The following is a 26359-nucleotide window of genomic DNA, read 5'->3' on the forward strand; positions in this document are numbered from 1 at the left end:
GCAGCGATGCGCTTTCAACGCGATCCGCTGCCGAGCATGTCCGTTTTGGACGTTCGCGACCCTTTTATCGTCTCAATGCACGCCGCGGCGTCGCTCGTAAACCGAATAGCGCGTCGCATGGCTGTCCTTTTCACCGGCCGGAACGTCCTGAGCGCTGACAAGGCGCCACAAATCCGGATCGATATCGGGAAAATGCGCGTCGCCATCGACCGCCGCCAGCACATGGGTGACGTGCAGCCGGTCTGCCAGCGGCAGCGCCTGCGCATAGATCTCGCCGCCGCCGATGATGCAGATTTCGTCGACGCCGGCCATGCAACGCCCGTGCACCGTGGCCAGCTGGATCGCTGCCTCCAGCGAGTGCGCCACCTCTATGCCCTCGGCGCGCCAGGCCTTGTCGCGGGTCACCACGATGTTCAATCGGCCCGGCAGCGGCCGGCCGATGCCTTCATAAGTCTTGCGGCCCATGATGACGGGCTTGCCCATCGTATCGGCCTTGAAGCGCTTGAGATCGGTGGACAGCCGCCACGGTAAGCCGCCGTCGCGCCCGATGACGCCGTTCTGCGCAATGGCGACATAGATCGCGACGTCCATCAGTTGGCTCCCCGGGCGCCGTCATCCGACGGCTCCAAAAGCAATATGTCGATGTTGTGCTCGGGATAGAGATCCTGCGCCGCCGTCTCGAAGGTCGTCGGCCCGACCTTCTTGACATTGTCGCCGCAAAACGAGATCAGCGCTTTCGGATTGCCCTTGTCGACGGTTAGCTTGAACTTGCCGATGCTGCCATTGGCCCAGTTGCCGCCGGTGGTCAGGATATAGGCTATGCGGTTCTCGTAAAAATGCGGATAACCGTCGGCCTTGGCGGCCTGCCGCACCGCATTCTCGAAGCTGTCGTCCATGCAGTAGCGGGTCTTGTAGGTCGTATACTGGCTGCCCTCGGAGAACTTGCCGTCATAGAAGAAACTCACCGATGACGTGCCGCCGACGCTCGGTTTGTAGCGGTGCGAGACGTGGACATCCTTGTTGGCCGGAAAGGTCGCGCGCCACCAATAGGTCGAGCGCAACTGCCACCACGGCGTATAGACCTTTTTCGCCTCGGTACCGTCGCTGCCCGTATCCTCGATGATGATGCCGCGGTTTTCCCAATCCTCGGCGACCGTTTTCGGCAGATTCGCCAGGGCCGCCTTGGCCGCATCGCCGAACGGATTGAACGGCACGTTCTGCGCCTTCAGATCGGCGCCGATATCGATGCCGACAGCGAACACTTTCTGCTCGAGCTGCGGCTTTGCCGGCGCTCCGTCGATCGTCACCTCGAAGCCAAGGAAATTGTCGCTCTGGTTTTCCGGGATGGCCGGCATTTCCTCCGGATTGCCTTCGATGTCCGGCAGCGGAAAAGCGACGATGGCATTTACATCCTTGTCCGTGTTGTTGTGGAAGACGTAGTCGACCGTGACCTTTTCCGGCGAGATATAGAGGTCCTCGCTTTGCATCGACACCGCGTCGCTACGCGACAGGATCAGGCCACCTGTGCCGAGTTCGGCGGTCGTATCATTGGCCAGCGCGGGCGCTGCTGAAAGCGCCAGCGCTACGGTCAGAACATATTGCAACATCGAAGCCCCTCGCCAAGAATGCCGCGACCCTAGCCGTTTCAGTGTGGCGTTTCAAAGCCTTCCGTCTCCCAACAGGACGCCACAGTGTCTGGACACGCCAATCGGCGGTCTGGACTAACAGGTTTCGATCGGGCAGGAGTTCGCGTCATGCGCAAGCTTCTCGTCATCGGCATCGGCGCCGGCAATCCCGATCATATGACCGTGCAGGCGATTGATGGCCTGAACCGGGCGGACGTCCTGTTTGTTCCCGACAAAGGGGCGAAGAAGAACGACCTTGCCGAATTGCGCCGCCAGATCTGCGACCGTTTCGTCAGCAATCCGAAATCGCGCCGCGTCGAGTTCGACGTGCCGGTGCGCGCCGAGCCGGCGCCTTCCTATCGCTCGACCGTCGATGACTGGCACGAGGCCATCGCCCAGATCTATGAGAGCCTGGTCCGCGACGAACTTGCCGAGGACGGCTGCGGCGCCTTCCTGATCTGGGGCGACCCCTCGCTCTATGACAGCGCGCTGCGCATCCTCGCGCGCGTAAGACTGAGGGGCAATGTCGCATTCGAATTGGAAGTCATCCCCGGCATCACCGCCGTCCAGGCGCTCGCCGCCAGCCACAAAATGGCGCTGAACCGCATCGGCGACCCCGTGCTGATCACCACCGGCCGCCGCCTCGCCGAACAAGGCATGCCGCACAATGCCGGCAGCGCCGTGGTCATGCTCGACGGCAAATGCGCCTTCAACACGCTGGCAGACAAGGATCTGATCATCCATTGGGGCGCCTATCTCGGCACACCGGACGAGATCATCGTTTCCGGTCGCCTGGGTGATGTCGGCGAGGAGATTGAGAGGACGAGAGAAGAAGCCCGGAAAAGAAAGGGCTGGATCATGGACACCTATCTGCTGCGTAAAGCAGGAGAGCCCGAGGAATAGCGCGCTCAAAGGTCGAGTTCCTTCGCGCCCCCCTCTGTCCTGCCGGACATCTCCCCCTCTAGTGGGGAGATTGGCCGTCACGGAGGATTTCGCCAATCGCCTAACAGATTAGCGCCCGTCTACGGGCTAGCTGATCTCCCCCCTTGCGGGGGAGATGTCCGGCAGGACAGAGGGGGGTGTGACGGATCGCAAGCTTCAACCCTCACCCAGCATCAATCTCCGCCTGCAAGGCGTCCATATGCGTGGCCGCCGCTGCCGCCGCAGCGCGCTCGATAGCGCGAAAACGGCTGACAACTGCAAGGCCAACTGAGGTCAGCTGTGCGCCGCCGCCCTTTTTGCCGCCGGTCTGCGCCGCGACCAGCGGCTTGCCGAACACACGGTTCATATCTTCCACCAGATCCCAGGCGTGCTTGTAGGACATCTCCATGCCGCGTGCTGCAGCCGAGATCGAGCCGAAAGTGGCGATCTGCTCCAGCAATTCGATCTTGCCCGGACCTATGCGCCCGTCCGGATCGAGATTTATCCGCAGGCTCAGCGACGGCATCTCTTGTCCTCCACAGTCACACTAGCCCCTCTCGACCCATAGCGCTATTCCAAAACGATATAGCGGCTATCAGCCATCCGCTTCGGCCGGCAGCCCGGCGCCGGTGTTGGCACGGTCGAAACTGACCGTCTTGATCACCGCGAACACCTTGCCGCCGAGTTGAAGGTTCAGTACCTGCCTGGATTGTTCGGTAATGCGCGCAAGCACGGTTGCGCCATTGCAGTCGATGCCGATTTCGACCGTCGGCCCCTCGCCCGAGCCGATTGCGACGATGGCGCCCGGCAGGATGTTGAGCGCACTGAGACCTTTCGGCTGTTCGGTGGCGATCATCACGTCGCGGGCGCGGATTCGGATGCGCACAGGCGCGCCGACCGAGACCGCCAGAAGCGGCACCCGGATTTCGCCCGCCGCCGAGCCGAGCACGGTCATCCCGAAGATCTCATCATGGCGCAGCACCTTGGTGTCGAGAACCGCGCCGCCCTCGCCGCGTTCCTCCGCCGGCAGCAATTCGAGCCGTTGCATGATCGCGCCGGTCGGGCCTGAGGCAGCGACCTTGCCTTGCGCCATCACCACCACGTCGCTGGCCAGCCGCGCCACCTCGGCGACGGAGTGGCTGACATATACGATGGGCAGCTTGGTCTCGTCGCGCAGCCGCTCGATATAGGGCAGGATCTCGGCTTTGCGCGCATCGTCGAGCGAGGCCAGCGGCTCGTCCATCAACAGCAGTTTCGGGCTGGCAAGCAGCGCCCGGCCGATCGCCACGCGCTGCTTCTCGCCGCCCGAGAGCTTTGCCGGTCGCCGGTCGAGCAGAGGACCGATGCCGAGCAGTTCGACGACCGCGTCGATATCCGCATAGCGCTCCGCCGGTGGCGTGAACCAGCGGCCATAGCGCAGATTGCCGGCCACGCTCATATGCGGAAACAGCCGCGCGTCCTGGAACACCATGCCGATCCGGCGCTTGTGCTTCGGCACGAAAATGCCGGCATCGGTGTCGACCAGCACACAGCCGTCGACCGCGATACGGCCCTTGGTCGGCCGGATCAGGCCGGCGATCACGTTGATCAGCGTCGTCTTGCCGGAGCCCGATGGCCCGAACAGCGCCGTCAGCCGCCCGGCGCTTTCGAAACGCGCGTCGACGGCGAAACCGCCGAGCCGATGGCTGATGTCCACCAGCACGCTCATTCGATGTCCATCCGCCGGCCGACGCGCCGCGCCAGCACTTCCGAGGCGACCAATGCGGCCATCGAGATGACGATGGAGATTAGCGTCAGCCTGAGCGCCCCGTCATCGCCGCCAGGCACCTGCGTGAAGGTGTAGATCGCCGAAGGCAGCGTCTGCGTCTCGTTGGGAATGTTGGAGACGAAGGTGATGGTGGCGCCGAACTCGCCCATCGCCTTGGCGAAGGACAGGATCGAGCCGGCGATCAGCCCGGGCAGGATCAGCGGCAGCGTGATGGTGGCGAAGACCCAAATCGGGTTGGCGCCGAGCGTTCCCGCCGCTGCCTCCATTTTGCGGTCGACCGCCTCGATCGACAGCCGGATCGCCCGCACCATCAGGGGAAAGCCCATGATACCGCAGGCCAGTGCGGCGCCGGTCCAGCGAAACGAGAAGACGATGCCGAAATGCTCGGCCAGGAACGCTCCCGCCGGCCCGCGCCGGCCGAAGGTAAGCAGCAAGAGATAACCTGTCACCACCGGCGGCAGGATCAACGGCAGGTGAACCACGCCGTTGAGCAGCGTCTTGCCCCAGAATTTTCCGCGGGCCAGCAAAAGCGCCATCAAGATGCCCGGCGGCAGGCTGAACAGCATCGCCACCGTCGCCACCTTGATCGACAGCCGGACCGCATTCCATTCGTCGGGAGTGAGGTCCAGCAGCCAGTTCATGCGTCAGCCGCTACCTTAATTGCTCGGCGTGAGCACGGTGAAACCCTGATCCCTAAACAGCTCCACCGCCTTGGCGGACTGCAGGCACTTCAGGAAAGCCGGGGTATCCTTGTCCTTCGAATCGGTGGTCTGGGCAACCGGATAGATGATCGGCGGGTGCGAATCCTCCGGGAAGGTGCCGACCACCTTGACTCCCATGTCGGCATGCGCGTCGGTGGCATAGACGATGCCGAGCGCGGCCTCGCCCGTTGAAACCAGCTTCAGCGCGGCGCGCACATTCTCGGCCTGCGCCACCTTGCCTTCGACCGACGACCAGACGCCGAGCGATTCAAGTGCCGCCTTGCCGTATTTGCCGGCCGGCACCGCCTTGAAATCGCCCATGGCGAGCTTGCCGTCGCCGATCAGCTTGGCGAGATCGAAGCCTTTCTCGATCCTGGTTTCGACAGTCGAATCCTTCGGCGCCACCAGCACGATCTGGTTGCCGAGCAATTTCACCTCGGTGTCCGGCTTGGTCAATTTCTTGTCGGAGAGATATTTCATCCAGTCAAGATCAGCCGAGATGAACACATCGGCGGGCGCCCCGAGTTCGATCTGCTTGGCCAGCGCCGAGCTCGCGGCGTAGGAGACGGTCGCCAATTCACCGACATCGGCTTCGCAGGCCTTGGTGACGGCGTCGAGCCCGTCCTTGAGGCTGGCTGCCGCGAACACGATCACCTTGTCTTCTGCATGCGCGGCCGGCATCGCGGCCATCACCGCTGCGGCAAAGCCGCCAATCGCGATCGCCCTCAATCCAAAACCTTTGTGCCCCAACATGAAAACTCTCCCTGGGCTTGAAATCTGCTGGCTCGACTCCTGCCGACCGATATATCTGGATGAATATAACAAGGGAAGGCCGCCTCCTGCGAAAGCGTATGTTCGGCATCGATTGTTCTGGTTTGGACGTGCACCGAAACCCGGAAAGGAACTTCGATGAAGATCAGCGCCCGCAACATCCTCAAGGGAACGATCGTCGAGATCGTCAAAGCACCTCGCCTGTCCGCGGTGATGTCGCCGGCTCCGTCGTCACGCTTCGATCACCAACGAGGCCGTTGCCGATCTCAAGCTCGAAAAAGGCAAGCAGCCTATGCCATGATCAAGGCAACCGACGTCATGGTCGACATCGATTGAGGGTCGGAATTGATTGACGGTGGACGGATCAGACCGCGATCGGCGCCTTGATCGACGCGTCGGCAAAATAGTTTTCCAGCCGGAAATCCTCGAAGCGGAAGGCGAACAGGTCCTTCACCTCCGGATTGATCCACAGCGTCGGCAGCGCCTTGGGTGTGCGCCGCAATTGCTCGCGCGCCTGCTCGAAATGGTTGGAATAGAGATGCGCATCGCCCAGCGTATGGACGAACTCGCCGGGCTTCAGCCCGGTCACCTGCGCCACCATCAGGGTCAGCAGCGCGTAGGAAGCGATGTTGAAGGGTACGCCGAGAAAAATGTCGGCCGAGCGCTGGTAGAGCTGGCAGGACAGCTTGCCGTCCGAGACGTAGAACTGGAACAGGCAGTGGCAGGGCGGCAGCGCCATCGCCTCCACTTCGGCCGGGTTCCACGCCGAAACGATCAGCCGGCGTGAATTCGGATTCCTGCGTATCTCCTTCAGAACATTGGCAATCTGGTCGATCGACCCGCCACGGCCATCCGGCCAAGAGCGCCACTGCTTGCCATAGACCGGGCCGAGATCGCCATTCTCGTCGGCCCATTCGTCCCAGATCGAAACGCCATGATCTCTAAGGTATTTGATGTTGGTGTCGCCGGCCAGGAACCACAGGAGTTCATGGATGATCGACTTCAGATGCAGCTTCTTGGTGGTGGTGACGGGAAAGCCGCGCGACAGGTCGAAGCGCATCTGGTACCCGAACACCCCACGCGTGCCGGTGCCCGTGCGGTCGCCACGATCGGCGCCATTGTCCAGCACATGCTGCAAAAGGTCGAGATACTGGCGCATCGGCTTCGCCTCGATTCGGGGTTACCGCCATCATAACCGACTGGCCGCCGGCCGAACACAGCAAAAGGGACCAGAACGCGGCTTGCCCCATCTCTCAAGAGGTGGCGCTGCCCCTCACCTGCCTGCCGGCATCCTCTCCTCGTATAGGGACGGGGAGAGGGGCGCTGTCATCAGCGGTTTCGCCAATCACAAGCTTGTTCGAGAGAGAGAGCCAAGGCTGCGGTCAGCCATTTCTCCCCGTCACTATACGGGGAGAAATGCCCGGCAGGGCAATGAGGGGCGGTGCTGACCTCCGGTGAGGAGCAAAATCAAACGCGCGCTCTGCCTATCGGCAATAATCTCTACAAAGAGCCGAGCTTGCCCAGATCCTTGGCGACCAGATAGTAGAAAGTCACGCGGCTCTTGGAGCTGTCGGCGGCCAACGCCTTGCAGGTCTTCTCGATCGCTGAGTCGGCTTTCGCCCCGTCGGTCACGCCGAGTTTCTTGGCAACCCAGTTGGTCTTGACGCGCTCCAATTCCTTGGGGTCGGTGCAGGATACCAGCGAGGAATCGCGGTTGCGCAGCGCGATGCCCAGATGTTTCACAATCTTGGCAACCACATCGGCATTTGCGGCGGCGTCGTATTTCTTCACGTCTGCGAGATAATCGGCCATCAAATTTCCCCATGTCGGCGCCACGGGATCCGATCGATGAGGGCTGTGGCGCGCTGCCGCAACTTGTGCGCTCGGTCGATACTCCTCACCATCGCAAAGCTTCGGTTGAGACCGCGCGCGAGTCAACCCTCGGCGCCGCAGTTTGGTGCGGCCAAGAAGTGTCATTGCGGCCTTTCATTTTGTGCGCCCGCCCCCTATATTCGTTTTGTCGGCTTGACCGACTATGGCGATAAATGGGCGATGTAATAAGCCGTTCGGACCCGGGGGCGGTACCCGGCGCCTCCACCAAGAACCGCTCTGTGACCAGAGCGGCTGTTGCTGGGGGCGAAATAGGATCGACGAAGGTGTAAAGATCGTACTTTTGCCCGGCATGGTACCACCGTCATCGGGCTAAACCTGTAGTTGCAAATGACAACTATGCGGAAGCACGTCTCGCCGCGTAAGCGGTGCGATAGCTTCAAATCAAGTCCTAGAGGTTCGCACTTCTAGGCGGGGTTCGGAGGTACCTGGCAACAGAAACCTCCACTTCTCCCCTCCTCGATATCGTACGCTCAATGCCGGCTGCCGCTGGCCGGATTTCGCATGACGATGGGCCGCGAAGCCTACACCAAATTGAGCCATGAGCTGGTGCAATTTGCCGCCGGCGTCGGTCGAAGGCCGTGGTTCTGGCCGGGGCCGGATTACCCCAGACGTGAAAAAGGCCGGGATGACCCGGCCTTTCCGGTCGATTGCGGTCAGCTTACTCGGCCGGCGCTTCAACGGCTTCGCGCGAGCGGCCAAGCGTCAGTTTGGCCAGCGTGAACGAGATCACCGCGCAGAGCGTGATGCCGGCCACCATGGGCAGCGGGGTGCCGTCGAAGAAGATGCCGGCGACGCCCATCGCCAGCGCACCGATGGCGAAGTGCAGCGTGCCCATCAGCGCCGAGGCCGTGCCCGCGATCTCGCCATGCTCTTCCATGGCCAGCACCGACGTCGTCGGGATGACCAGGCCAAGGAAGCCGTAGCCGACGAACAGCAGTGCCGCCATAACATCGAGCCGGTCGACGCCGGTCGCCATGACTGCGAACAGCACAACCATCGTCGTGGCATAGCCGGTTACCGCCACCCAGACGACGCGCTTCAGCCCGAAGCGCTCCGACAGCATCCCCGTCAGTTGCGACATGCCGATGAAGGCCACCGCATTGATCGAGAAGAACACGCTGTAGACGGAAGGCGACAGCCCGTAATGGTCGATCAGGATGAAGGACGAACTCGAGAGGTAGACGAAGAAGCTGGCGATGCCGAAGCCGGCGATCGCCACCAGGCCGAGGAAATTGCGGTCACCCATGAGGAAGCGATAGCCGGCGAGTGCGGTTCCGAAGGAGGAACCGACGCGTTCTTCCGCCGGCCGCGTCTCCTTCAGCGAGGTCGCCAGCAGAATGGTGGCCAGCAGGGCCGCGCCCGTCACCGTCCAGAACACGGCGCGCCAGCCGAGATTCTCGATGATCTGGCTGCCGGTCAGCGGCGCCAGGATCGGCGACACCGAAAACACCAGCATCAGCAGCGACATCAGCTTGGCGGCCTCGGTGCCGGTGTGCAGGTCGCGCACGATGGCGCGCGGCACCGCCATGCCGGCGCTGGCGCCCAGTCCCTGCAGGAAGCGGAAGGCGATCAGCCATTCGATGGTCGGGCTCATGGCCGAACCGATACCGCCGACCATGAACAGCGCAAGGCCGCCGTAAAGCGGCAGCTTGCGGCCGACCATGTCGGAGATCGGTCCGACGACGATCTGGCCGAAGCCCATCGACAGGAAGAAGATCAAAAGGCTCATCTGAACGGCGGCGGTGCCGGCATGCAGATCCTCGCCGATCGAAGGCAACGCCGGCAGATACATGTCGATAGCGAAGGGGCCGATAGCGGACAACAGGCCGAGCACGACCGCGATGCGGAGGAATTTGGGACTCATGATAAAGGCTTCTTTCAAGTCTGGTTGGCGCCGCCAACGCGACGACTAACCCTAGGACGTTCCATCCCGTTGAAATCCGACGGCTCAGAGCGAGATTATTCGTCTCTACGGAGCGAATTCCCATTTATTGTGTCCACAAATTTAGACAGCCTTGTCTAATTCGTCAATCACCTCTATATAGATTTCTATGAAGCTTGCCGTTTCTCCTGACATTTTCCCGCCACGCGGCCACGAGGCCAAGCGTATGTCGATTATCGATGCGGCGGCTTCGGTCTTCTGCCGGGAAGGCTTTGCCGGCGCCAATATCGACCTGATCGCGGTGGAGGCGGGCGTGTCGCGCCAGACCATCTACAATCACCACCGCGACAAGGAAAGGCTCTTCATGGCTGTGGTGCGGGATCTGACGGAGCGCTGCAATGCCGGCATCTTCGCCACCTTCGCCTCTTTCCCAGACCAGCCGAAGGATCTGGAAGCCGACCTGATCGGCTTTGCCGTGCGCCTGAATCAGAACTGCATCTGCAACCGCGACGGACGCTTCCTGCGCAAGCTGATCCAGACCGAGGGCGAGCGCTATCCCGAGCTCTTCGCAGAATGGCGCGACCAGGGGCCGGGCCGGACCTGGCCCGCACTTGCCGCCCGTTTTGCCCGCCTCGCCCATGCCGGCCATCTCGCGGTCGACGATCCCGATGTCGCCGCGCGCCAGTTCCTGGCCTTGGCAAATGCCGAACTGCAGACCACCTTCATGCTCGGCGGCATGCCGTCGGAAGATGAAGTGCTGCAATCCGCGACCCACGGCGTGCGCACATTCCTGCGCGCCTTCGGCAAGCGCAGATCAGCGGCAGCGGTGGAAAAACAGCTGGCCAGCGCCTGAACGCCAAAGCAGGCGATCAAATCGTCCGTTACGGGCTTCGCTTCGGCGCATCAGCGATCTATATCCGGTTTACGCCGCGCTCAAGCTTGATTACAGCTATGCGGACGATTCAACGGAACCCGACCAGCACATGGCCGACGACCACATCCGCTACGACATTCTGGCCCAGGAGGCATTGCGCGGCGTCATGCGCAAGGTCCTGGCCGAAGTCGCGCGCACCGGCCTTCCCGGCAATCATCATTTCTTCATCACATTCCTGACCGGCGCGCCGGGCGTGCGGGTGTCCTCCAGGCTGCGCGAGCGCTATCCCGAACAGATGACCATCGTCATCCAGTTCCAGTATTGGGACCTCAAGGTGACCGATACCGGCTTCGAGGTCGGGCTGTCCTTCTCCGACGTGCCGGAGAAGCTGGAAATTCCGTTCTCGGCCGTACGCGGCTTCTACGACCCATCGGTCAATTTCGAACTCGAATTCGACGTCAAGACCGACGTCCCGGCGGAAGCCGATGCAGCCGCCCAGCCGGCTGCCGAGCCTTTGACTATCGTCTCCGAGAAAAAGCCGAAGGCCGAGAAGAAGGCAGCTGCCACTGAGGCGGAGAAAAAGCCCGCCGTGGCCGATGCCGCCGCCGGCAAGGGCGCCGACGTCGTGTCGCTCGACGCCTTCCGCAAGAAGTAGCGGGACGGTCGGCGCGACATGGGCGAAATCGTCAACCTTCGCCAGGTCCGCAAGCAGAAGGCGCGCACCGAAAAGGAAAAGCTCGCCGGCGAGAACCGCGCTCTGCACGGCCGTTCCAAAGCCGAAAGAACTCGTGACCGTCTGACATCGGACAAGGCCGAAAAATTCGTCGCCGGCCACCGCCGCGAACGCCCGGAAGACCAGGGCGATTGATGGACCGCCTGCGGTGAGCCCGGTCGAAAAACGCTCCGTGACCATCCGCGGCCATCGCACCAGCTATTCCCTCGAAAAACCCTTTTATGACGATCTCGTCGCCATCGCCGCCGCGCGCAAGCTGACGCTTGCTGCCCTAGTCGCGGAGATCGACGAGACAAGACCGCGCGATGCGAACCTGTCCTCGGCGCTCAGGCTGCATGTGCTGGACTGGGCCAAGCGCGGCGCTGTCTGAATGGTTTTTAATTGCCCAGCGACTTCAGCAAATTGTCGACCGAGAACGGATTTGTCCTGGGCTTCGGCGGCGCCGGGGCCGAACCGTCATTGACGCCGGGAAGTGAGCGGTCGACCTTCGGCGCCTGCTCCTGAGCCTTGCGCTCGGCCTCCAGCCTGGCTTTTTCCTGCGAAGCGATCCGAGCCTGTTCGGCCTTCTTCCGTTCGTCCTCGGCCTTGGCGGCGTCTTCGGCAGCCTGCTCTTCCGCCTGGGCTTTCGCGTCCGCATCTGCCTTGGCCTTTGCGTCAGCCTCTGCCTGCGCTTTCGCATCGGCATCGGCCTTTGCTTCGGCATCCGCCTTGGCCTTGGCATCCGCTTCGGCCTGTGCCTTTGCGTCGGCCTGTGCCTTCGCCTTGGCGTCGGCCTCAGCTTTGAGCCATGCCGCTTCCTCCTGCTTGCGCAATTCCTCGGCGGCGTTGTCGCGCTCGGTCTGCAGGGCGGAGTAGTAGCGCACCTCGCGCCGCAGCCGCTGCTTCTCGAGCAGTGCTGCCTGCATCGCCTCGACCCGCTGCTGCTCCTTTTCCAGGGCACGCTGGGTCAAAAATTGCGCCAGCGGCTCGCTGTCGAACTGCTTCTTCAGCGCCCCGAACGGCCCATCGACGCTGAAATTGACCGTCGGATCTGAGCCGACCAGCGCCTCGTCGCCAGGCTTGTAGGTGACCGCGCCCTTGGTGGCGACGGTGCCGGTGTTGAGGTCGGCCGTGATGTCGGCAGACAGCGTCGCCGCCTGGTTTTCGAATTTGATCGGTGGTGCCCGCAACGTGCCGCCGGCGACCGTGAAGGCGATGTCGGCATCGCCGGCAGCAAAGCTGCCGTCGCCAGCGATCTCAGGTGCAAAGCCCGCAGTCTTGGCCACGTCGATGTCGCGCCCGATCGCATCGGCCTTGGCAATCAACGCGCCGAAGGCATCGGCATTGACGCCGGCAATGGTGAGGCCTTTCAGCGCCGCCGTGCCCGAGCCGGAGAGTGCGGCAATCATCGCGTCGACCGATTTGCCGCTGGTCGACAGCCCTGTCGAGAAATCGCCGTTGCCACTCAATCCGGCAGCCGGCAGCACAGTCGCCAGGTCAGCGCCGGCAAGCCTCATCTGGCCGGAGAACAGGCCCGTGCCGTCTGTGTTCTTCAACTCGAACAATCCGGTGAGCGCGCCGCCGAGCAGTTTTGCCTTCAGGTCCGAAACGCGGATGCCTTCCTGGTCCAGTTTCAACGACAGCGACGCGTCATAGGCTGTCGCCAGCGGTCCGGCGGCAAGCGTCGCCGTCGTCAGATCGAGATCGGCGCTGAACGGCAGGCTGGATTTCTGGCTGAATGGCGCCGTCGGCCAGTTCGCGTTGCTGCTGAGGAACGACTGGTCACCGAACAGCGCAACCGCAATCGGGTCGAGGTCCAGTTCGTCGAGCGCCAGCGCACCGGCAAAATGCGGCAGCCCCTGCTTCGCATCGATGTTGACGTCGCCCGAAATCTCCGACTCGTTGATGGATCCGCTGAGACCGCTCAACACCAGCAGGCCATTGCCGAAATCGGCATCCGCGCTGAGCGAGGTCGAGGTGCCCGTTCCCATGCCCGGCAGGCCGGCGCCGGTCGTCATCAGCCAGGGCTCGATGTCGGAGGCGTCGACGCCGATCTTGCCCTTGGCGGTGGCGCCTTGCGGTGTCTGAGCAACGGTGCCGTCGAACGTCGCCCTGAAGTCGTCGGCGGCGAAATTGAAGCTCGTCGCCAGGCCGCCGCCAAACGTGCCTTTGGCCGAAATATCGGTGCTTGCCTGGCCGAGCATGCCGAGCGGCAGCGCCGGCAGGCCGTAGAGCGCCAGCAGCACGGTGGCGTCGGGATTTTTGGCGTTGAAGGTCAGCGTCACCGGCGCGTCGAGCAACTGGCCGACGGCACCCTTGCCCGACAGCGACGCCGAAAAGGCCGAACCGCCGGCCTTGCCTTGTCCGCTCACCGCCAGCCCGGTCGTGCCGTCGCCATTGTCGGCGGCGCTCGCCACCAGATCGACGCGCGCGTCCTGGAACAGTTCAGGATAGGCGGCCGTGCGGCCAGCCAGCCCCTTCAGCACCTGATTGTCGGGATAATGTTGCGCGGCAATGTCGATCAGCGGCTTCAGATCGACGGCGACCACCGAGGCATCGAGCTTGCCGGTCGGGCTTGCCGGAAAATCCTTGATCCGGCCGGTGGCGCTGATCGAGGCGCCGGCAAGGCCGCCAATCGACAGCCGGTCGATTTCGAGCAGCCCGTCGCGGAGCCGGAGCGCTGTGTCGACCGTGTCGGCGGTGAGCCCGCCGGCATTGACCGGCCCTGCCTTGATCTGAAAATCGAGGTCACGGTCGGAAAAGCGGTTGGCGCCCTTGTCGCTGACGAAGATCGAGGCGAAGGCCGTCAGCCCGTCGACATCGAGTTCGCCGCCCGCGAGCCGCATCAGCACCGAGGACTTGGCGTCGTCGGGCTGGCTGGAATCGATGCGGCCGGTGAACTTCGACTTGCCGAGGATCAGTTCGAGATCGCTGAACGCCTGGCGCTTCTCCGACAGGTCCACCTTGGCCTTGAAGCCGGCGGCCGGCAGCCGGCGGATCGCCTCGTCGACATCTTTGGACAACCAGGCAGCAAAGCCGGAAGGCTGCGCCACCGCCAGCAGCATGGAGCCGCTGAAACCGAAATGATCTTCGACGCTGAGCATGCCGCTGGCTTCCAGCGTCGTGCGCCCGGGCAAGGTCGCGGCCAGCGATTTCACCGACCAGCCGCCCTCGACCGGCTCGGCCGAGAGATGCACGTCGCGCACCGTGGTGTCGCCAGCCACCACCGCCGGCAGCTTGACCTCGACAGTGCCGGCGATGCTCGGCTTCGGCAGTTCGAGCAGCGCCTGCTCGATCCCGGCAATGCGCTGGTCCAGCGTCAGGCCGGCGCCCTTCTCAGCGCCCACCGCCTCGTCCAGTTGCACCTGCGCGCCATTGGCCTCGATGGCGAAGTTCGGCCTAAGGCCGAGATCGACCGAAGCCTTGCCGTCGGCTGTGTAGGGATTGTCGAGCGGCCCGGTCTCGAAGCGGAATTCGTCGACGCCAAGCTTCTGGTGGTCGAGCGAGAACTTGCCGTTCAGCCTGAACCCCGGATCGGGTTTGCCGGCGCTGATTTTGACGCTCTCGCCATCGCCGCCGCGCAGTTCGGCGCTGTTTTTGTCGTTGCCGGAAATCTTGAACTGGCCGGAATAGACGGCAGCCCCATTGACGATGCCGGCATTGCCGTCGGTTTCGATGACCAGTGGATAGGCATCGGGATCGACCTTGAGCCTCAGCCGCATCTGGCCGCTGCCTTCGGCCTTGCCGGTCGAAGCCGCAACCGTCGAACGCAGTCCGTCGAGCAGCAACGTTCCGTCCATGCGCCACGGCCCGGCCAGCGACTTGGCAGAGATGGTCGAATTGATCTCGGAAATCAGATGGCTGCGCCCGCCTGCGGCATGGCGGAGCGCAATTTCTCCCTCCGTCACCGTGAGCTTCTCGATCGAGATCTGGTTGAGATCGAAGGGCGAGGACGGCCGTATCGCCCAGTCGACCGTGCCGTTATCGGCGATGTCGATCGTCGCCTTCGGATGCACCAGCCGCATGTCGAAAATCAGCACTTCGCCACGCAGGAACGGCGCCAGTTCCGCGTCCATCGAAAAGGTCTCGACGGTCATTGCCGGCTGGCCGCCGGGGCCGCCGGCGACCGTGACGTTTGAGAAGGTCACCGAGGGGAACGGCAACAGCCGCGCCGTGGCGTCGCCTTGCACCGTCACCTTGCGGCCGAGAATGGCGCTCGCCTCGCGCTCGAATTGGGCGCGGTACCCGGTCCAGTCGACAAAATACGGCACCACCAGCGCCGCTACCAGCACCAGCACAAACAAGCCACCGAAGATCACGAACAGGCGTGCGAGCATCAGCTCCGAACGGGTTGATTGAAAGTCAGCCGCACTCTACCCGCATCAGCGTGTCGATAAAGAGGCAATTCATCCAGAGTTGCTTGATCTCTGATGTATCTGGAAGAGCAGAGATTTTTGGACGCCTTTGACCGCGGTCCGGCCTGTGCGTAAGAGACTATCCTGCCATGGCCCGTCGGTGATATTCGTTCAGCAGCACCACCATCTCCTCGGGGGACAATGTCCAGCCCTGGGGTAATGCGGCTTCGGCGCCCAGGCTTTTGGTCACGCTGCCCATGACGGAGCTTTTCTTGACCCCCGGTGCGAAATTGTACCCGATCATATCGCCTATCCTGCGCCGGCGATGGACGACGAAGAAGCTTTCGATATCCTTCCAGGGGACCAGCTTGGGCGATCGAACAAGGCCTCCGCCGAGACTGAAACCTTGTCCGTTCAGCACCAGAATCTGCGGCCGCACAAGCTGCCAGGCAAACACCAACGCGACCAGCCCGAAAAAGGCCACGCACCACCAAAGGCCGGCGGTGTCGCCGTCCTCGGAGACATAAATCAGGAAAGCGCAGGCCAGGACAAAGAAGAGGCTGGCCGACAGCAGTAACAGTGTCTTGCCAAGCGATGCCCTTATAATCAGAGTATCCATTGCCGCTCCTCACATTTCGGCTATGCAGGTAATATCTTGCCTGGGTTCATGATGTCTTGCGGGTCGAGCGCTTTTTTTATGGAGCGCATGATGTCGACAGCATGGCCGAGCTCATGGCGCAGGAAGCCGATCTTGCCCTGGCCGATGCCGTGTTCGCCGGTGCAGGTGCCGTCCATGGCGATCGCCCGCATGTTCAGCCGCGAGACGAATTTCTCCGCCAGCGCGATCTCTTTGGGGTCGTTGACATCCATCAGCACCAGCACATGGAAATTGCCGTCGCCGGCATGGCCGACGATCGGCGCAACCAGGCCCATCTCGGCAATGTCGGCCTCGGTTTCGGCAACGCATTCGGCCAGCCGCGAGATCGGCACGCAGACATCGGTCGACAGGCCCTTGGTGCCCGGCCGCAGCGTCAGCGACGCCCAATAAGCATCGTGCCTGGCCTTCCAGAGTTTCGTGCGCTCCTCGGCGACGCTCGTCCACAGGAATGGCCCGCCGCCATTGTCTTCAGCAATGGCACCGAAGGTTTCGGCCTGTTCGGCGACACCGGCATCGCTGCCGTGGAACTCGACGAACAGGCACGGGCTCTCGGGGTAATCGAGCTTCGAGTAATTCTTCATCGCCCGCATCTGCAGTCCATTCACCAGTTCGATGCGCGCCACCGGAATGCCCATCTGGATGGTCGCGATGACCGCGTTGCAGGCCGCCTCGAGGTTTGGAAACGGGCAGACGCCGCCGGAGATCGCCTGCGGAATGCCTTGCAGCTTCAAGGTCAGCGAGGTGATGATGCCGAGCGTGCCTTCCGAGCCGACCAGAAGCCGCGTCAGATCGTAGCCGGCCGAACTCTTTTTCGCCCGCTTGCCGGTCGTCACCGTCTCGCCATCGGCCATGACGGCCGTCAGCGACAGCACGTTTTCACGCATCGTGCCGTAGCGCACCGCATTGGTGCCGGAGGCCCGCGTTGCCGCCATGCCGCCGAGCGAAGCATTGGCGCCGGGATCGATGGGGAAGAACAGGCCGGTATCGCGCAGGTGCCGATTCAAATCCTCGCGCGTTACGCCAGGCTCGACCGTGCAGTCGAGATCCTCGGGGTTGACCGACAGGATGCGGTTCATGCGCGAGGTGTCGACCGAGATGCCGCCACCCGGCGCGTTGGTGTGGCCCTCCAGCGAGGAACCGACGCCGAAGGCGATGACCGGCACGCGGTGCGCGGCGCAGGCACGTACGATCTCTTGCACCTCTTCTGTCGTCTCCGGGAGCGCGACACCGTCAGGCGCCTGCGTCGGAATATAGGTGGTGGTGTGCGCATGCTGCGAGCGGATCGCCGCGCCGGTCTGGAAGCGTTCGCCGAACTGCTGCTTGAGGATGCCGAGCACGGCGGCGATGCCTTCCTCGTTGCGTTCGACCGGATTGAGGTCGCTCAGAGCCATGAATTCCTCCGCGAATGGACCAGCGTCCACGCTTGTTATGCGATTATGGATGCGTAGTCTCGACTGCCGCGCTCTGTCCAGCACCAGAACAAGGAACTTTCCATGCCTGTTCCCGCCCCCTTAGTTTCCAAACCGATGGACATCGAGAAGGACTGGATCGACTACAACGGCCATCTCAACATGGCCTATTACAACGTGTTGTTCGACCGCTGCTCGGATGAGGCGTTCGAGGCGATGGGCATGGGGCTGGACTATGTCGAAGAGCGGCGCCTGACCATCTACACGGCCGAAGTCCATGTTTGCTATGTCCAGGAACTGCACCTCGAACACAAGGTCGTCGTATCCTTCCAGCTGATCGATCACGACGACAAGCGGCTGAGGGCCTACCAGGAAATCCGCCATGTCGATGGCTGGCTTGCCGCCACCTCCGAAACCCTGTCGCTGCATGTCGACATGTCCGGGCCGAAAGTCGCGCCCTTCCCCGCCGATGTGCAGGCCAAGGTGGAAGCCATGCGCGCCGCCCATTCTGCACTGCCGATGCCCGAGCGCGCCGGCCGTTCGATCGGTATTCGCCGCAGGACCGCTTGAAGCGCTGCCGCGCCCGCGTTAACCTTACCAAGGTTTTAACGTGAACAAGCCATTTGGGCCATTGAACGACTCAGCTGACCGTTTGAGAACGGTGCCATGCGAGTTGTGACGCGGGCGGCGGGCAACAGGCGGTTCGAGGAACGTGCATGAAAACCGACATCAAGGTCGAGGTGGACAGGCTGGCTGCCGATCCGCGCATCACCGACTATGATTTCTGGCGCTCGTTGAAGAACGTCAACAACGAGATCTTCCACATCGCCAACAACAACGAGCCTATCCCCTTCGACATGATCCGCTGGCGCGCCATCCTGAAGCAGGCGCGCATGAAGCGTGGCCACGCCTGATGTTTCCGCTGTTCTGAGAAAGCCGCCACCGGCGAGCGCCGCCACGGACCATTGCGACCTGATCATTTCCAAAGGTCTGCGCCAGCCCCGCTTTCAGCGAATCGGCTGCATCCGACAACCTTCAAAAACCGTTCATTTCGACAGTTTGCGCAACCGGCGATTCGGTTTCGCAAACGGCTGCCTGCGACAAGAAGATCAAGATTGAACCAATTCCACGTCTAAGCCGTTGTGACCCCTGAAAAACGGCTTGGAGTGAAAGCATGGACTGGAAAAGGACCAGGGAACCGGCCGACGCATGGCACATGACGGACAATCTGCATGCCGAGCACGGCAAGGGCGATCCGTTCGCGGCCGCCATCCGCGCCACCCGCATGTCGATGGTCATCACCGATCCCCGTCAGGCGGACAATCCGATCGTCTTTGCCAATGACGCGTTCCTGCGCCTGACCGGCTACGAGCGCGACGAGGTCATGGGCAAGAACTGCCGCTTCCTGCAGGGGCCAGAGACAGACAAGGCAGCTGTGGCTAGCGTGCGCGACGCGATAGCAGCGGGAACCGATATCGCCATCGATCTGTTGAACTACCGCAAGGACGGCTCGACATTCTGGAATGCGCTCTACATCAGCCCGGTTTCCAACGACAAAGGCGAACTCCTGTTCTTCTTTGCCTCACAGCTCGATGTCTCCGATCGCAAGCGCTCGGAGGATCGCATCACCGCCGACAAGAACCGCTTTGAAAAGGCTGTCAAGGAACGCACGCGCGAGCTTGAGGCCGCCCTTGAGGCGCAGACCACGCTGCTGCACGAGGTCGACCATCGGGTGAAAAACAACCTGCAGATGATCTCCTCGCTGATCATCATGCAAAGCCGGGCAATCAAGGATGAAGCGACAAAGCGATCGCTGGCCACCATGCTGGAGCGCATCGAGGCGCTGAGCACGGTGCATCGCCGTCTCTACCAGTCAAAGGATGTCAGCCGCTTCGATGTCTCGGATTTCGCCAGGGATCTGGTCACCGACCTGCTGACCGCATCCGGACGCGCCGAGATCAAGCCGACGCTGGACCTCGAACCCATCGTCATTCCGGCCGAAAAAGCCACGCCTGTTGCCTTGATGGTCAATGAGCTTGTCACCAACGCGCTGAAGCACGCCTTCAAGGCAAAGCCGGACGGCACCACCGCGGGGCGCATCGGCATCAAGATGAGCCAGCCCGACGGCCACTTCAACATCGAGGTTTCCGATGACGGCGTCGGCATGGCCGAGGCCAGTGGCGATGCTTCCTTCGGCATGCGGCTGATCAAGTCGCTTGCCCGGCAGTTGCATGCCGACATCGAATGGCGCGACGCCGGCCCGGGCACAAAGGTCGTCATCTCGATGCCGAACGAACCGCAGCAGAAAGGGAAGCTGTCATGAACGAACCGCTCAAGGTCCTGATCGTCGAGGACGAGGCGTTGCTGGCGATGGAACTGGAAAGCCTCGTCGAGGAAGCCGGCCACAGCGTTGTGGGTTGGGCGACATCCTTGGCCGAAGCAAGAGGTATGATTGATACCGCCGATGCCGATATTGCCTTTGTCGATATCCACCTCGCCGACGGACCAACCGGGGTCGAGGTTGCCGAGCATATCCGCGAGGGTAACCGTTCCATGGTGGTGTTCATGACCGCCAATCCAAAACGCATCCCCGACCATTTCGCCGGCGCGATCGGCGTCATCGCCAAGCCCTACACGATGAACGGACTGGTGTCGGCGTTGCGCTATCTGCAGGAGGGCGTGCGGCGCCCGCCCCCGGTCTCGGTGCTGCCGGCCGGTTTTACGCTGTCGCCGGCCTATGAAAGCGTATGGGCGTCGTCGGCGGCCTGAAGCCTACGCCAGCTTCTCCTTGAGGAAAGCGATCGTCCGTCCCCAGGCGAGATCGGCTGCCTTCTTGTCGTAGCGCGCGGCCGAGGTGTCGTTGTTGAAGGCATGGTTGACGCCGTCATAGACATAGAGCGTGTATTCGACATGGGCGGCGTCGAGCGCTTTCTTGTAGGCATCGATGCCGGCGTCGATGCGCTCGTCGAGCCCGGCATAGTGCAGCAACAGCGCCGCCTTGATCTTCGCCACATCCTCGGCCTTCGGCTGCATGCCGTAATAGGCGACGCCGACGGCGAGATCGGGCGCGTTGACCGCCAGATTGTTGACCGTGCCGCCGCCCCAGCAGAAGCCGACAGCACCGACCTTGCCGTTGCCGTCCTTCTCGCCCTTGAGATAGGCGATGGTCGCCAGGCCATCGGCGGTGACCTGGCTGGCGTCGAGCTTGGTGAACATGTCGCGCGCCTTGTCTTCGTCAGCGGGCGTGCCGCCGAGCGGCGACAGGAAATCCGGCGCCAGCGCCACGAACCCTTCCAGCGCAACGCGCCGCGCAACATCCTTGATATGCGGGTTGAGCCCCCTGTTCTCATGCACCACGATGACGGTGCCGAGCTTGCCGGACTGGTCCGCCGGCCTGACCAGATAGCCCTTCATCTCACCGCTGCTGCCGGAATAGGTGATATCTTCAGCCTTCACGCGCGGATCGTTGTCGGCGACGATTGCCGCCTGCGCCGAATTCGCCGCAAGCAGCGGCGCGATCGCGGCCGCCGCCGCGCCCGATCCGGCAAGCCTGGTCAGCTGTTCCATGAAGCGGCGGCGGTCGAGCGTCAGATGCGTGTATTCGTCATAGGCATCGATCATCGCCTGGGTGATGGCAGGTTTGGCAGGTTTGACGGCTTCGGCGGTGGGTTTCGTCATGGCGTGCTCCTCGTTAGGAGATGATCTCACGGTCACTCCGGGATGACCTCATGGTCACTCCGGGATGACCTCGCGGTCACTCCGGGATGACCTCGCGGTCACTCCGGGATGACTCGCGGATCAAGATAGGGTGCAAGCTCGCACGGTCCAGTCTCGGATGGGTGACGCTTGCGCCATCGAACGATGCGGCCGCCCCGCCGAACGCGCCCATCACATTTTGGTCATTTCAGAGAATGTCGATGGTGCCGCCACAATATGGAAGGAAGCTGATGATGGTCTCGCTCGTAGCGGCGAGCCCGACGAGAAGGAACAACGCCATGACCTTGTCTACTCCGATCCTTGCAAGCGCGCCCGTGCTTGCTGTTGCTGCCTTGCTGGCAATGCGCTCCGCTGCTGCCGCAGCCGCCGCTCGGATGGTGAAGGTCCGCGTCGACCGGCACCACGCTGATCCAGCAGGCCGAAACAGGGCCGCAGCTAACCAATGAAGTACTGGGCTCCGTGCCCAGCCTCAAAGGCCATCTCTTACGCAAGCTGACCAAGGCTGCTGCTGCCCTCATCGCCCTGCCGGGCACTTCTCCCCGTATAGATGCCGGCAGGCAGATGAGGGGCGGCGCGACAGAATATCTGCCGGGCCGATCACTTACCTAAGTCACATCGCTGCTACTTCGGCAGCGTATAGGCCATCACATAGTCGCCGGGCTTGGTGCCGACCGAGCCATGGCCGCCGGCGACGATGACCACGAACTGGCGGCCGTCGGCGACGGTGTAGGTCATCGGCGTCGACTGCCCACCGGCCGGCAGCCTGGCCTGCCAAAGCTGCTTGCCCGATGTCAGGTCATAGGCGCGGAGATAGTCGTCGACCGCCGCGCCCAGGAAGACGACGCCGCCGGCGGTGATCATCGGCCCGCCAATGCCGGGAACACCGACCTTCAGCGGCAAGGGCAACGGCGTCATGTCGTAGACGGTGCCGTTGCGGTGCTTGTAGGCGATCTTGCCGGTTCTGAGGTCCGCTCCCGCCACATAGCCCCATGGCGGCGCCTGGCAGGGCACGCCGAGCGGCGACAGGAACGGCCCCATCACCACCGCATAGGGTGCGCCCTCATTGCGGTTCAGCCCCTGCTCGCTGCCGCGCCCCTCATCCGGCGGCGGCACCTGGTCGCGCGGAATGAGCTGCGATTTGAACGCCAGATAGGTCGGCATGCCGAACATCACCTGCCGCACCGGATCGACGGCGACGCCGCCCCAGTTGAATGTGCCGAAATTACCGGGATAGACCAGCGACCCCTGCACCGATGGCGGGGTGTAGCGGCCCTCGTAGCGCAGGCCCTGGAATTCGATCCGGCAGGCCAGCTGGTCGAACATGGTGATGCCCCACATGTCGGCGCCGGTCAGCGGCCTCGGATTGAAGGAGAGATCCGAGACCGGCTGCGTCGGCGACGTGTGATCGCCCTCGACAGCGCCGCCCGGCGCCGGCACTTCCTTGATCGGGATGATCGGCTCGCCGCTGCGCCGGTCGAGCACGTAGAGGTCGCCCTGCTTGGTCGGTCCAACCAGGCCCGGAACGACGCCGGCAGCGGTGGTGATGTCGACCAGGGTCGGCTGTGCCGGCACATCCATGTCCCAGAGGTCGTGATGCACGGTCTGCCGCACCCAGCGCACTTGTCCGGTGGCCAGATCGAGCGCGGTGATCGAGGAGGAAAACTTCTCGACATTGGCGCTGCGGCCCATCCCGAGCTGGTCCGGCGTCTGGTTGCCGAGCGGCACATAGAGCAGGCCGAGCTTCTCGTCGGCGCTTGCCGTCGACCACATGTTGGGCGAGTTGTGGGTGTAGGTCTGGCCTGCCGCCAGCGGCGTTGTCTGGTCCGGATTGCCGGAATCCCAGTTCCACACCAGGGCGCCGGTGTCGACGTCGAAGGCCCGGATGACGCCGGACGGCTCTTGCGTCGAATAATTGTCGTTGACCGCGCCGCCGATGATGATCTTGCCGCCCGCAATCAGCGGCGCCGAGGTCGAGTAATAATAGCCCGACTTCGGATACGGCATGTTGGTCAACAAATTGAGCGTGCCGGCTTCGGCGAAGGACGGGCAGACCTGGCCGTTGGCGGCGTCGAGCGCGATCAGCCGCGCATCCGAGGTCGGCAGATAGACGCGCGTCGCGCAAGGCTGGCCGGCGGCGATCTTGGCATCGGCATAATAGGACACGCCGCGGCAGGTCTGGTGCTGGCGGTCCTTGTCGAGCTTGATCTTGGGATCGAAACGCCATTTCTCCTTGCCGGTGGCGGCATCGATGGCGATGGCGAAATTGTGCGGCGTGCAGATATAGAGCGCGTCGCCCACCTTCAGCGGCGTCACCTGATAGGTGGTTTCGCCGACATCGTCCGGCCCTTTCACGTCGCCGGTCTGGTATGTCCAGGCCGGCTGCAATTTGGCGACATTTTCGGGCGTGATCTGGTCGAGCGGCGAATAGCGCTGGCCAAATTGCGTGCGGCCGTAGAAGTGCCATTCACCCGGAGGCACGTTGCCGCCGAGATCGGCAGTCGGCGTCACCTTGTCGGCGCTGAGGTCGCCGGCGATGTCCTTGGGATCGGCCGTCATCGAATAACCGGCGACGGCGAGCGAAGCGAGCACGGCCAGAATGAGCGGCGCTCGCGCGTCGGGGCCGGTCAGGCCCCGCCTTGCCCAAGGCGTCAGCAGCCACAGCGCCAGAAGCACGATGATGCCGCCGCGCGGTCCGAGTTCCCACCAGTCGAAGCCGATTTCCCACACCGCCCAGGCCAGCGTGCCGAGCACGATCGCCGCGTAGAGCCAGAGCGCCGTCGATTTGCGCCGGAAGAGCAGCCATGCGGCGATGAGGAAGGCGAGACCGGTGACGACATAGTACCAGCTGCCGCCCAGCATCGCGAGCCAGACGCCGCCGCCGCCAAGTGCGAGGCCGATGAGGAACAGGATGAGGGAGGTGATGACGACAGCCAAGACGATACTCCTTCGACTGATGCGCATTCCGCGACGCGGCCATGGGCAAAGGTATGCCAATCCTGCCCCCCGCGGTACAACCTTCTCCCGGCCGCCGTGCCTGTCAAGCCGCCGGGGAGCGATCCATGGCGAAACCAAAAGGCCATGCCGCAGGCTCTCTTGCGTAACAGGGCGTTTTTCGAGGCCACACGCCAAGGTGGCAATCCCGCCTTGCCGGCATCCGGGTTTTCCAGCAGTCTGCTTTGGACCAACCATCAGGAGCAACCAGAGTGACGTTATTCGCCTCGCCTCTGACGCGCGTAGTCCTTGTCCTCTGTAGCTTCGTCGCGCTCACGGCCGGCACAGTGGCCGCGCCGGCACAGACGCTTAGCGAGATCAACAAGGCAAACGGCTTTCACGAGATGCTGATGGGCATCGGTCCCGGCATCGCCGCAGCCACGAAATCCATACCCGAACCGTTACCGGCAAATTTCCAGGACGCCTTGTCGGTCGCGCTGGAAGGCGCCTTCGACGCAGTCAAAATGGAGACTGCCATCGAATCGCGGATGGCGGACAGGCTGTCGGCCACCGATCTGTCCGACCTCGCAGCGTTTTACGCTTCCCCGTTGGGCAAGCACGTCACCGCTTTGGAAATTCAGTCGTCTGGCCCGGAAGGCAGGCAAAGCAAGAAGACAGAGGGCAAGCAAATCCTCGCCGAGCTTCCGACCAAGGATCCAGCCCGGCTCGAATTGTACCGCAAGATCATCGACGATATCAGCGCTGTCGACACCGGCGAGGCGATAGCGCTGAACATGAGCTACGCGATGGTTACGGGGATGCTGGGCGCAGCCGGAAAGCCTCTGTCGGACGAACAGATCATGGCGCTGGTGCGTCAGCAATCCGTGAAAATTCGCCAGAACAGCGAACAGAATGCCATCCAGGGTAGCGCTTATACGTACCGGGATCTCTCGCTCGGCGATCTCAGACTGTACTCGACATTCCTGGCGTCACCCGCGGGCAGCCGCTATTACGACCAGATGCTGACGGCCTTTGGCATGGTGATGACAGAGGAAGCGCGCTCGTTCGGACATCGATTGTTCGTCGCGCTCGGTTACCGAAAGGCCTGAGCCGCAGTATCGGGCACTTTAGCAGAACAAAACGTAGACACTTCTGGTCTTTCGCTCCCGAATCACTACATTCGGGGGAGATGTCCGGCTTTGCGGAAGACATGCCCTTTTTCGACGAACCCAATGCGCGGCCTGCGGCCCCGTCGGGCATAGCCGCGCGCGCCATGGCGGCCCGCAGCGGCCCCAACAGCGCGCCCGATTATCTCAACGGCCTCAACCCCGAGCAGCGGCTGGCGGTGGAAACCACCGAAGGCCCGGTCCTGGTGCTGGCCGGCGCCGGCACCGGCAAGACCCGCGTGCTGACCACCCGCATCGCCCATATCCTGGCCACCGGCAGGGCTTTCCCCTCGCAGATCCTGGCGGTGACCTTCACCAACAAGGCCGCGCGCGAGATGAAGCAGCGCATCGGCCATCTCGTCGGCGAAGCCGTCGAGGGCATGCCGTGGCTCGGCACCTTCCACTCCATCGGCGTCAAGCTCTTGCGCCGCCACGCTGAGCTGGCCGGGCTCAAATCCGATTTCACCATCCTCGACACCGACGATGTCGTACGGCTGATCAAGCAGCTGATCCAGGCCGAAGGCCTCGACGACAAGCGCTGGCCGGCCAAGCAGTTCGCGCAGATGATCGACGGCTGGAAGAACAAGGGCCAAGGCCCCGCCGACATTGCCGAGGGCGACGCGCGCAGCTTCGCCAACGGCAAGGGCCGGGAACTCTACAAGGCCTATCAGGAGCGGCTGAAGACGCTGAACGCCTGCGACTTCGGCGATCTGCTCTGCCACCCGATCCGCATCTTCCGCGCCAATCCGGACGTGCTGAAGGACTACCACAAGCGCTTCAAATACATCCTCGTCGACGAGTACCAGGACACCAACACCGCGCAATACATGTGGCTGCGGCTGCTGGCGCAAAGACCTACCTCCCCCTCGATGGGGGAGGTCGGGCGCCGGCAGCGGGCCGCGGGGGGGGGGGCGCGCCCCCCGCCGGGCCGGGCCGGCGCCCCCGCGCCCGGCGCCGGCGCCCCCCCCCCCCGGGG

General features: G+C 63.0%; 26 protein-coding genes, 1 other RNA gene and 1 pseudogene. 14 read left to right on the forward strand and 14 right to left on the reverse strand.

The features are described 5' to 3' along the window. Positions 1-72: 72 nt before the first annotated feature. Both NKI96_RS22195 and NKI96_RS22200 read right to left on the reverse strand, forming a co-directional pair. Positions 73-591: a dihydrofolate reductase gene (locus tag NKI96_RS22195; RefSeq protein WP_352806166.1), complete on the reverse strand. Its 519-nt coding sequence runs from the start codon at positions 589-591 to the stop codon at positions 73-75. Further along, positions 591-1607 (reverse strand): DUF4424 domain-containing protein, encoded by a 1017-nt coding sequence (locus tag NKI96_RS22200; RefSeq protein WP_023735947.1) that lies wholly within the window; start codon positions 1605-1607, stop codon positions 591-593. The genes NKI96_RS22195 and NKI96_RS22200 overlap by 1 nt, the downstream gene beginning before the upstream one ends. A 147-nt stretch (positions 1608-1754) precedes the next feature. Here NKI96_RS22200 and cobF point away from each other — a divergent pair, with 147 nt between their 5' ends. Then, complete coding sequence (gene cobF / locus NKI96_RS22205; protein WP_352806169.1) at positions 1755-2528, forward strand: precorrin-6A synthase (deacetylating); 774 nt, start codon at positions 1755-1757, stop codon at positions 2526-2528. Between the two features lie 202 nt (positions 2529-2730). Here cobF and NKI96_RS22210 read toward each other — a convergent pair whose 3' ends face one another. The 4 genes from NKI96_RS22210 to modA all read right to left on the reverse strand — a co-directional run bounded on the left by NKI96_RS22210 (position 2731) and on the right by modA (position 5765). After that, on the reverse strand, positions 2731-3072 hold the full coding sequence (locus NKI96_RS22210; RefSeq protein ID WP_023667411.1) for a winged helix-turn-helix domain-containing protein: 342 nt from the start codon (positions 3070-3072) through the stop codon (positions 2731-2733). 69 nt (positions 3073-3141) lie between these two features. Further along, complete coding sequence (modC, locus tag NKI96_RS22215) at positions 3142-4254, reverse strand: molybdenum ABC transporter ATP-binding protein (protein WP_352806171.1); 1113 nt, start codon at positions 4252-4254, stop codon at positions 3142-3144. Further along, complete coding sequence (modB, locus tag NKI96_RS22220) at positions 4251-4955, reverse strand: molybdate ABC transporter permease subunit (protein WP_023667413.1); 705 nt, start codon at positions 4953-4955, stop codon at positions 4251-4253. The genes modC and modB overlap by 4 nt, the downstream gene beginning before the upstream one ends. A gap of 15 nt (positions 4956-4970) precedes the next feature. Then, positions 4971-5765 (reverse strand): molybdate ABC transporter substrate-binding protein, encoded by a 795-nt coding sequence (modA, locus tag NKI96_RS22225; protein WP_156939240.1) that lies wholly within the window; start codon positions 5763-5765, stop codon positions 4971-4973. A 159-nt stretch (positions 5766-5924) separates the two neighbouring features. Between modA and NKI96_RS22230 the strand changes: the two are divergent. After that, a pseudogene (locus tag NKI96_RS22230) lies at positions 5925-6122 on the forward strand (TOBE domain-containing protein). Between the two features lie 28 nt (positions 6123-6150). Here the strand turns inward: NKI96_RS22230 and NKI96_RS22235 are convergent. Beyond that, on the reverse strand, positions 6151-6945 hold the full coding sequence (locus NKI96_RS22235) for a thymidylate synthase (RefSeq protein ID WP_023733849.1): 795 nt from the start codon (positions 6943-6945) through the stop codon (positions 6151-6153). A gap of 341 nt (positions 6946-7286) precedes the next feature. Continuing rightward, positions 7287-7598, reverse strand: coding sequence for a DUF2853 family protein (locus NKI96_RS22240; protein ID WP_023668323.1), 312 nt, complete (start codon positions 7596-7598; stop codon positions 7287-7289). A gap of 168 nt (positions 7599-7766) precedes the next feature. On the opposite strand from NKI96_RS22240, the gene ssrA reads away from it, so the two are divergent. Continuing rightward, positions 7767-8125: a transfer-messenger RNA gene (gene ssrA / locus NKI96_RS22245) on the forward strand. A gap of 212 nt (positions 8126-8337) precedes the next feature. Here the strand turns inward: ssrA and NKI96_RS22250 are convergent. After that, complete coding sequence (locus NKI96_RS22250) at positions 8338-9543, reverse strand: multidrug effflux MFS transporter (protein ID WP_023712465.1); 1206 nt, start codon at positions 9541-9543, stop codon at positions 8338-8340. Between the two features lie 187 nt (positions 9544-9730). Here NKI96_RS22250 and NKI96_RS22255 point away from each other — a divergent pair, with 187 nt between their 5' ends. The 4 genes from NKI96_RS22255 to NKI96_RS22270 all read left to right on the forward strand — a co-directional run bounded on the left by NKI96_RS22255 (position 9731) and on the right by NKI96_RS22270 (position 11538). Further along, positions 9731-10414, forward strand: coding sequence for a TetR/AcrR family transcriptional regulator (locus NKI96_RS22255; RefSeq protein ID WP_023746897.1), 684 nt, complete (start codon positions 9731-9733; stop codon positions 10412-10414). Positions 10415-10544: 130 nt separating this feature from the next. Further along, entirely contained in the window at positions 10545-11090 is a 546-nt protein-coding gene (locus NKI96_RS22260; RefSeq protein ID WP_352806174.1) for an SspB family protein, read from the forward strand. 18 nt (positions 11091-11108) lie between these two features. Further along, entirely contained in the window at positions 11109-11303 is a 195-nt protein-coding gene (locus NKI96_RS22265) for a DUF4169 family protein (protein ID WP_023667420.1), read from the forward strand. Between the two features lie 13 nt (positions 11304-11316). Beyond that, positions 11317-11538 carry a ribbon-helix-helix domain-containing protein gene (locus tag NKI96_RS22270; protein WP_023668319.1) on the forward strand — a complete coding sequence of 74 codons (222 nt, stop codon included), beginning with the start codon at positions 11317-11319 and terminating at the stop codon, positions 11536-11538. Positions 11539-11545: 7 nt separating this feature from the next. Here NKI96_RS22270 and NKI96_RS22275 read toward each other — a convergent pair whose 3' ends face one another. The 3 genes from NKI96_RS22275 to NKI96_RS22285 form a co-directional block, all read right to left on the reverse strand. Beyond that, complete coding sequence (locus NKI96_RS22275) at positions 11546-15484, reverse strand: AsmA family protein (RefSeq protein ID WP_352806176.1); 3939 nt, start codon at positions 15482-15484, stop codon at positions 11546-11548. 157 nt (positions 15485-15641) lie between these two features. Beyond that, the gene (locus NKI96_RS22280) at positions 15642-16121 is read right to left on the reverse strand and encodes a hypothetical protein (RefSeq protein ID WP_023833892.1); all 480 of its coding nucleotides are present in this window, start codon (positions 16119-16121) and stop codon (positions 15642-15644) included. A 20-nt stretch (positions 16122-16141) separates the two neighbouring features. After that, positions 16142-17551, reverse strand: coding sequence for an FAD-binding oxidoreductase (locus tag NKI96_RS22285; RefSeq protein WP_023729328.1), 1410 nt, complete (start codon positions 17549-17551; stop codon positions 16142-16144). A 102-nt stretch (positions 17552-17653) separates the two neighbouring features. Between NKI96_RS22285 and NKI96_RS22290 the strand changes: the two genes are divergently transcribed. From NKI96_RS22290 to NKI96_RS22310, 5 genes are all read left to right on the forward strand, one after another. Further along, a complete protein-coding gene (locus tag NKI96_RS22290) occupies positions 17654-18139 on the forward strand; it encodes a thioesterase family protein (RefSeq protein WP_023699589.1) in 486 nt (161 codons plus the stop codon). A 146-nt stretch (positions 18140-18285) separates the two neighbouring features. Then, on the forward strand, positions 18286-18483 hold the full coding sequence (locus NKI96_RS22295; protein ID WP_013531006.1) for a hypothetical protein: 198 nt from the start codon (positions 18286-18288) through the stop codon (positions 18481-18483). Continuing rightward, positions 18470-18688 carry a hypothetical protein gene (locus tag NKI96_RS22300; RefSeq protein WP_155929625.1) on the forward strand — a complete coding sequence of 73 codons (219 nt, stop codon included), beginning with the start codon at positions 18470-18472 and terminating at the stop codon, positions 18686-18688. The genes NKI96_RS22295 and NKI96_RS22300 overlap by 14 nt, the downstream gene beginning before the upstream one ends. 55 nt (positions 18689-18743) lie before the next feature. Beyond that, complete coding sequence (locus NKI96_RS22305; protein WP_023682107.1) at positions 18744-19892, forward strand: histidine kinase dimerization/phosphoacceptor domain -containing protein; 1149 nt, start codon at positions 18744-18746, stop codon at positions 19890-19892. Further along, the gene (locus tag NKI96_RS22310; protein ID WP_023668313.1) at positions 19889-20338 is read left to right on the forward strand and encodes a response regulator; all 450 of its coding nucleotides are present in this window, start codon (positions 19889-19891) and stop codon (positions 20336-20338) included. Before NKI96_RS22305 ends, NKI96_RS22310 begins: the two co-directional genes overlap by 4 nt. Positions 20339-20341: 3 nt before the next feature. On the opposite strand, the gene NKI96_RS22315 is transcribed toward NKI96_RS22310, so the two are convergent. After that, complete coding sequence (locus NKI96_RS22315; RefSeq protein WP_023682108.1) at positions 20342-21247, reverse strand: dienelactone hydrolase family protein; 906 nt, start codon at positions 21245-21247, stop codon at positions 20342-20344. 660 nt (positions 21248-21907) lie between these two features. Then, entirely contained in the window at positions 21908-24247 is a 2340-nt protein-coding gene (locus tag NKI96_RS22320; protein WP_502900287.1) for a glucose/quinate/shikimate family membrane-bound PQQ-dependent dehydrogenase, read from the reverse strand. A gap of 215 nt (positions 24248-24462) precedes the next feature. On the opposite strand from NKI96_RS22320, the gene NKI96_RS22325 reads away from it, so the two are divergent. Together NKI96_RS22325 and NKI96_RS22330 are read left to right on the forward strand one after the other, a co-directional pair. Continuing rightward, entirely contained in the window at positions 24463-25326 is an 864-nt protein-coding gene (locus NKI96_RS22325; protein WP_352806182.1) for a DUF2059 domain-containing protein, read from the forward strand. An 80-nt stretch (positions 25327-25406) separates the two neighbouring features. Beyond that, the coding region (locus NKI96_RS22330; RefSeq protein ID WP_352806184.1) for an ATP-dependent helicase at positions 25407-26359 on the forward strand (953 nt) is incomplete at its 3' end.

Source organism: Mesorhizobium sp. M0292 (genome assembly GCF_040321695.1).
In the GTDB taxonomy this organism is placed as follows: domain Bacteria; phylum Pseudomonadota; class Alphaproteobacteria; order Rhizobiales; family Rhizobiaceae; genus Mesorhizobium.

Coding starts and splice junctions, on each gene's coding strand:
- NKI96_RS22195 (WP_352806166.1), bottom strand. CDS start 591: ATGGACGTCGCGATCTATGTCGCCATTGCGCAGAACGGCGTCATCGGG.
- NKI96_RS22200 (WP_023735947.1), bottom strand. CDS start 1,607: ATGTTGCAATATGTTCTGACCGTAGCGCTGGCGCTTTCAGCAGCGCCC.
- cobF (WP_352806169.1), top strand. CDS start 1,755: ATGCGCAAGCTTCTCGTCATCGGCATCGGCGCCGGCAATCCCGATCAT.
- NKI96_RS22210 (WP_023667411.1), bottom strand. CDS start 3,072: ATGCCGTCGCTGAGCCTGCGGATAAATCTCGATCCGGACGGGCGCATA.
- modC (WP_352806171.1), bottom strand. CDS start 4,254: ATGAGCGTGCTGGTGGACATCAGCCATCGGCTCGGCGGTTTCGCCGTC.
- modB (WP_023667413.1), bottom strand. CDS start 4,955: ATGAACTGGCTGCTGGACCTCACTCCCGACGAATGGAATGCGGTCCGG.
- NKI96_RS22235 (WP_023733849.1), bottom strand. CDS start 6,945: ATGCGCCAGTATCTCGACCTTTTGCAGCATGTGCTGGACAATGGCGCC.
- NKI96_RS22240 (WP_023668323.1), bottom strand. CDS start 7,598: ATGGCCGATTATCTCGCAGACGTGAAGAAATACGACGCCGCCGCAAAT.
- NKI96_RS22250 (WP_023712465.1), bottom strand. CDS start 9,543: ATGAGTCCCAAATTCCTCCGCATCGCGGTCGTGCTCGGCCTGTTGTCC.
- NKI96_RS22255 (WP_023746897.1), top strand. CDS start 9,731: ATGAAGCTTGCCGTTTCTCCTGACATTTTCCCGCCACGCGGCCACGAG.
- NKI96_RS22260 (WP_352806174.1), top strand. CDS start 10,545: ATGGCCGACGACCACATCCGCTACGACATTCTGGCCCAGGAGGCATTG.
- NKI96_RS22265 (WP_023667420.1), top strand. CDS start 11,109: ATGGGCGAAATCGTCAACCTTCGCCAGGTCCGCAAGCAGAAGGCGCGC.
- NKI96_RS22275 (WP_352806176.1), bottom strand. CDS start 15,484: ATGCTCGCACGCCTGTTCGTGATCTTCGGTGGCTTGTTTGTGCTGGTG.
- NKI96_RS22280 (WP_023833892.1), bottom strand. CDS start 16,121: ATGGATACTCTGATTATAAGGGCATCGCTTGGCAAGACACTGTTACTG.
- NKI96_RS22285 (WP_023729328.1), bottom strand. CDS start 17,551: ATGGCTCTGAGCGACCTCAATCCGGTCGAACGCAACGAGGAAGGCATC.
- NKI96_RS22290 (WP_023699589.1), top strand. CDS start 17,654: ATGCCTGTTCCCGCCCCCTTAGTTTCCAAACCGATGGACATCGAGAAG.
- NKI96_RS22295 (WP_013531006.1), top strand. CDS start 18,286: ATGAAAACCGACATCAAGGTCGAGGTGGACAGGCTGGCTGCCGATCCG.
- NKI96_RS22305 (WP_023682107.1), top strand. CDS start 18,744: ATGGACTGGAAAAGGACCAGGGAACCGGCCGACGCATGGCACATGACG.
- NKI96_RS22310 (WP_023668313.1), top strand. CDS start 19,889: ATGAACGAACCGCTCAAGGTCCTGATCGTCGAGGACGAGGCGTTGCTG.
- NKI96_RS22315 (WP_023682108.1), bottom strand. CDS start 21,247: ATGACGAAACCCACCGCCGAAGCCGTCAAACCTGCCAAACCTGCCATC.
- NKI96_RS22320 (WP_502900287.1), bottom strand. CDS start 24,247: ATGCGCATCAGTCGAAGGAGTATCGTCTTGGCTGTCGTCATCACCTCC.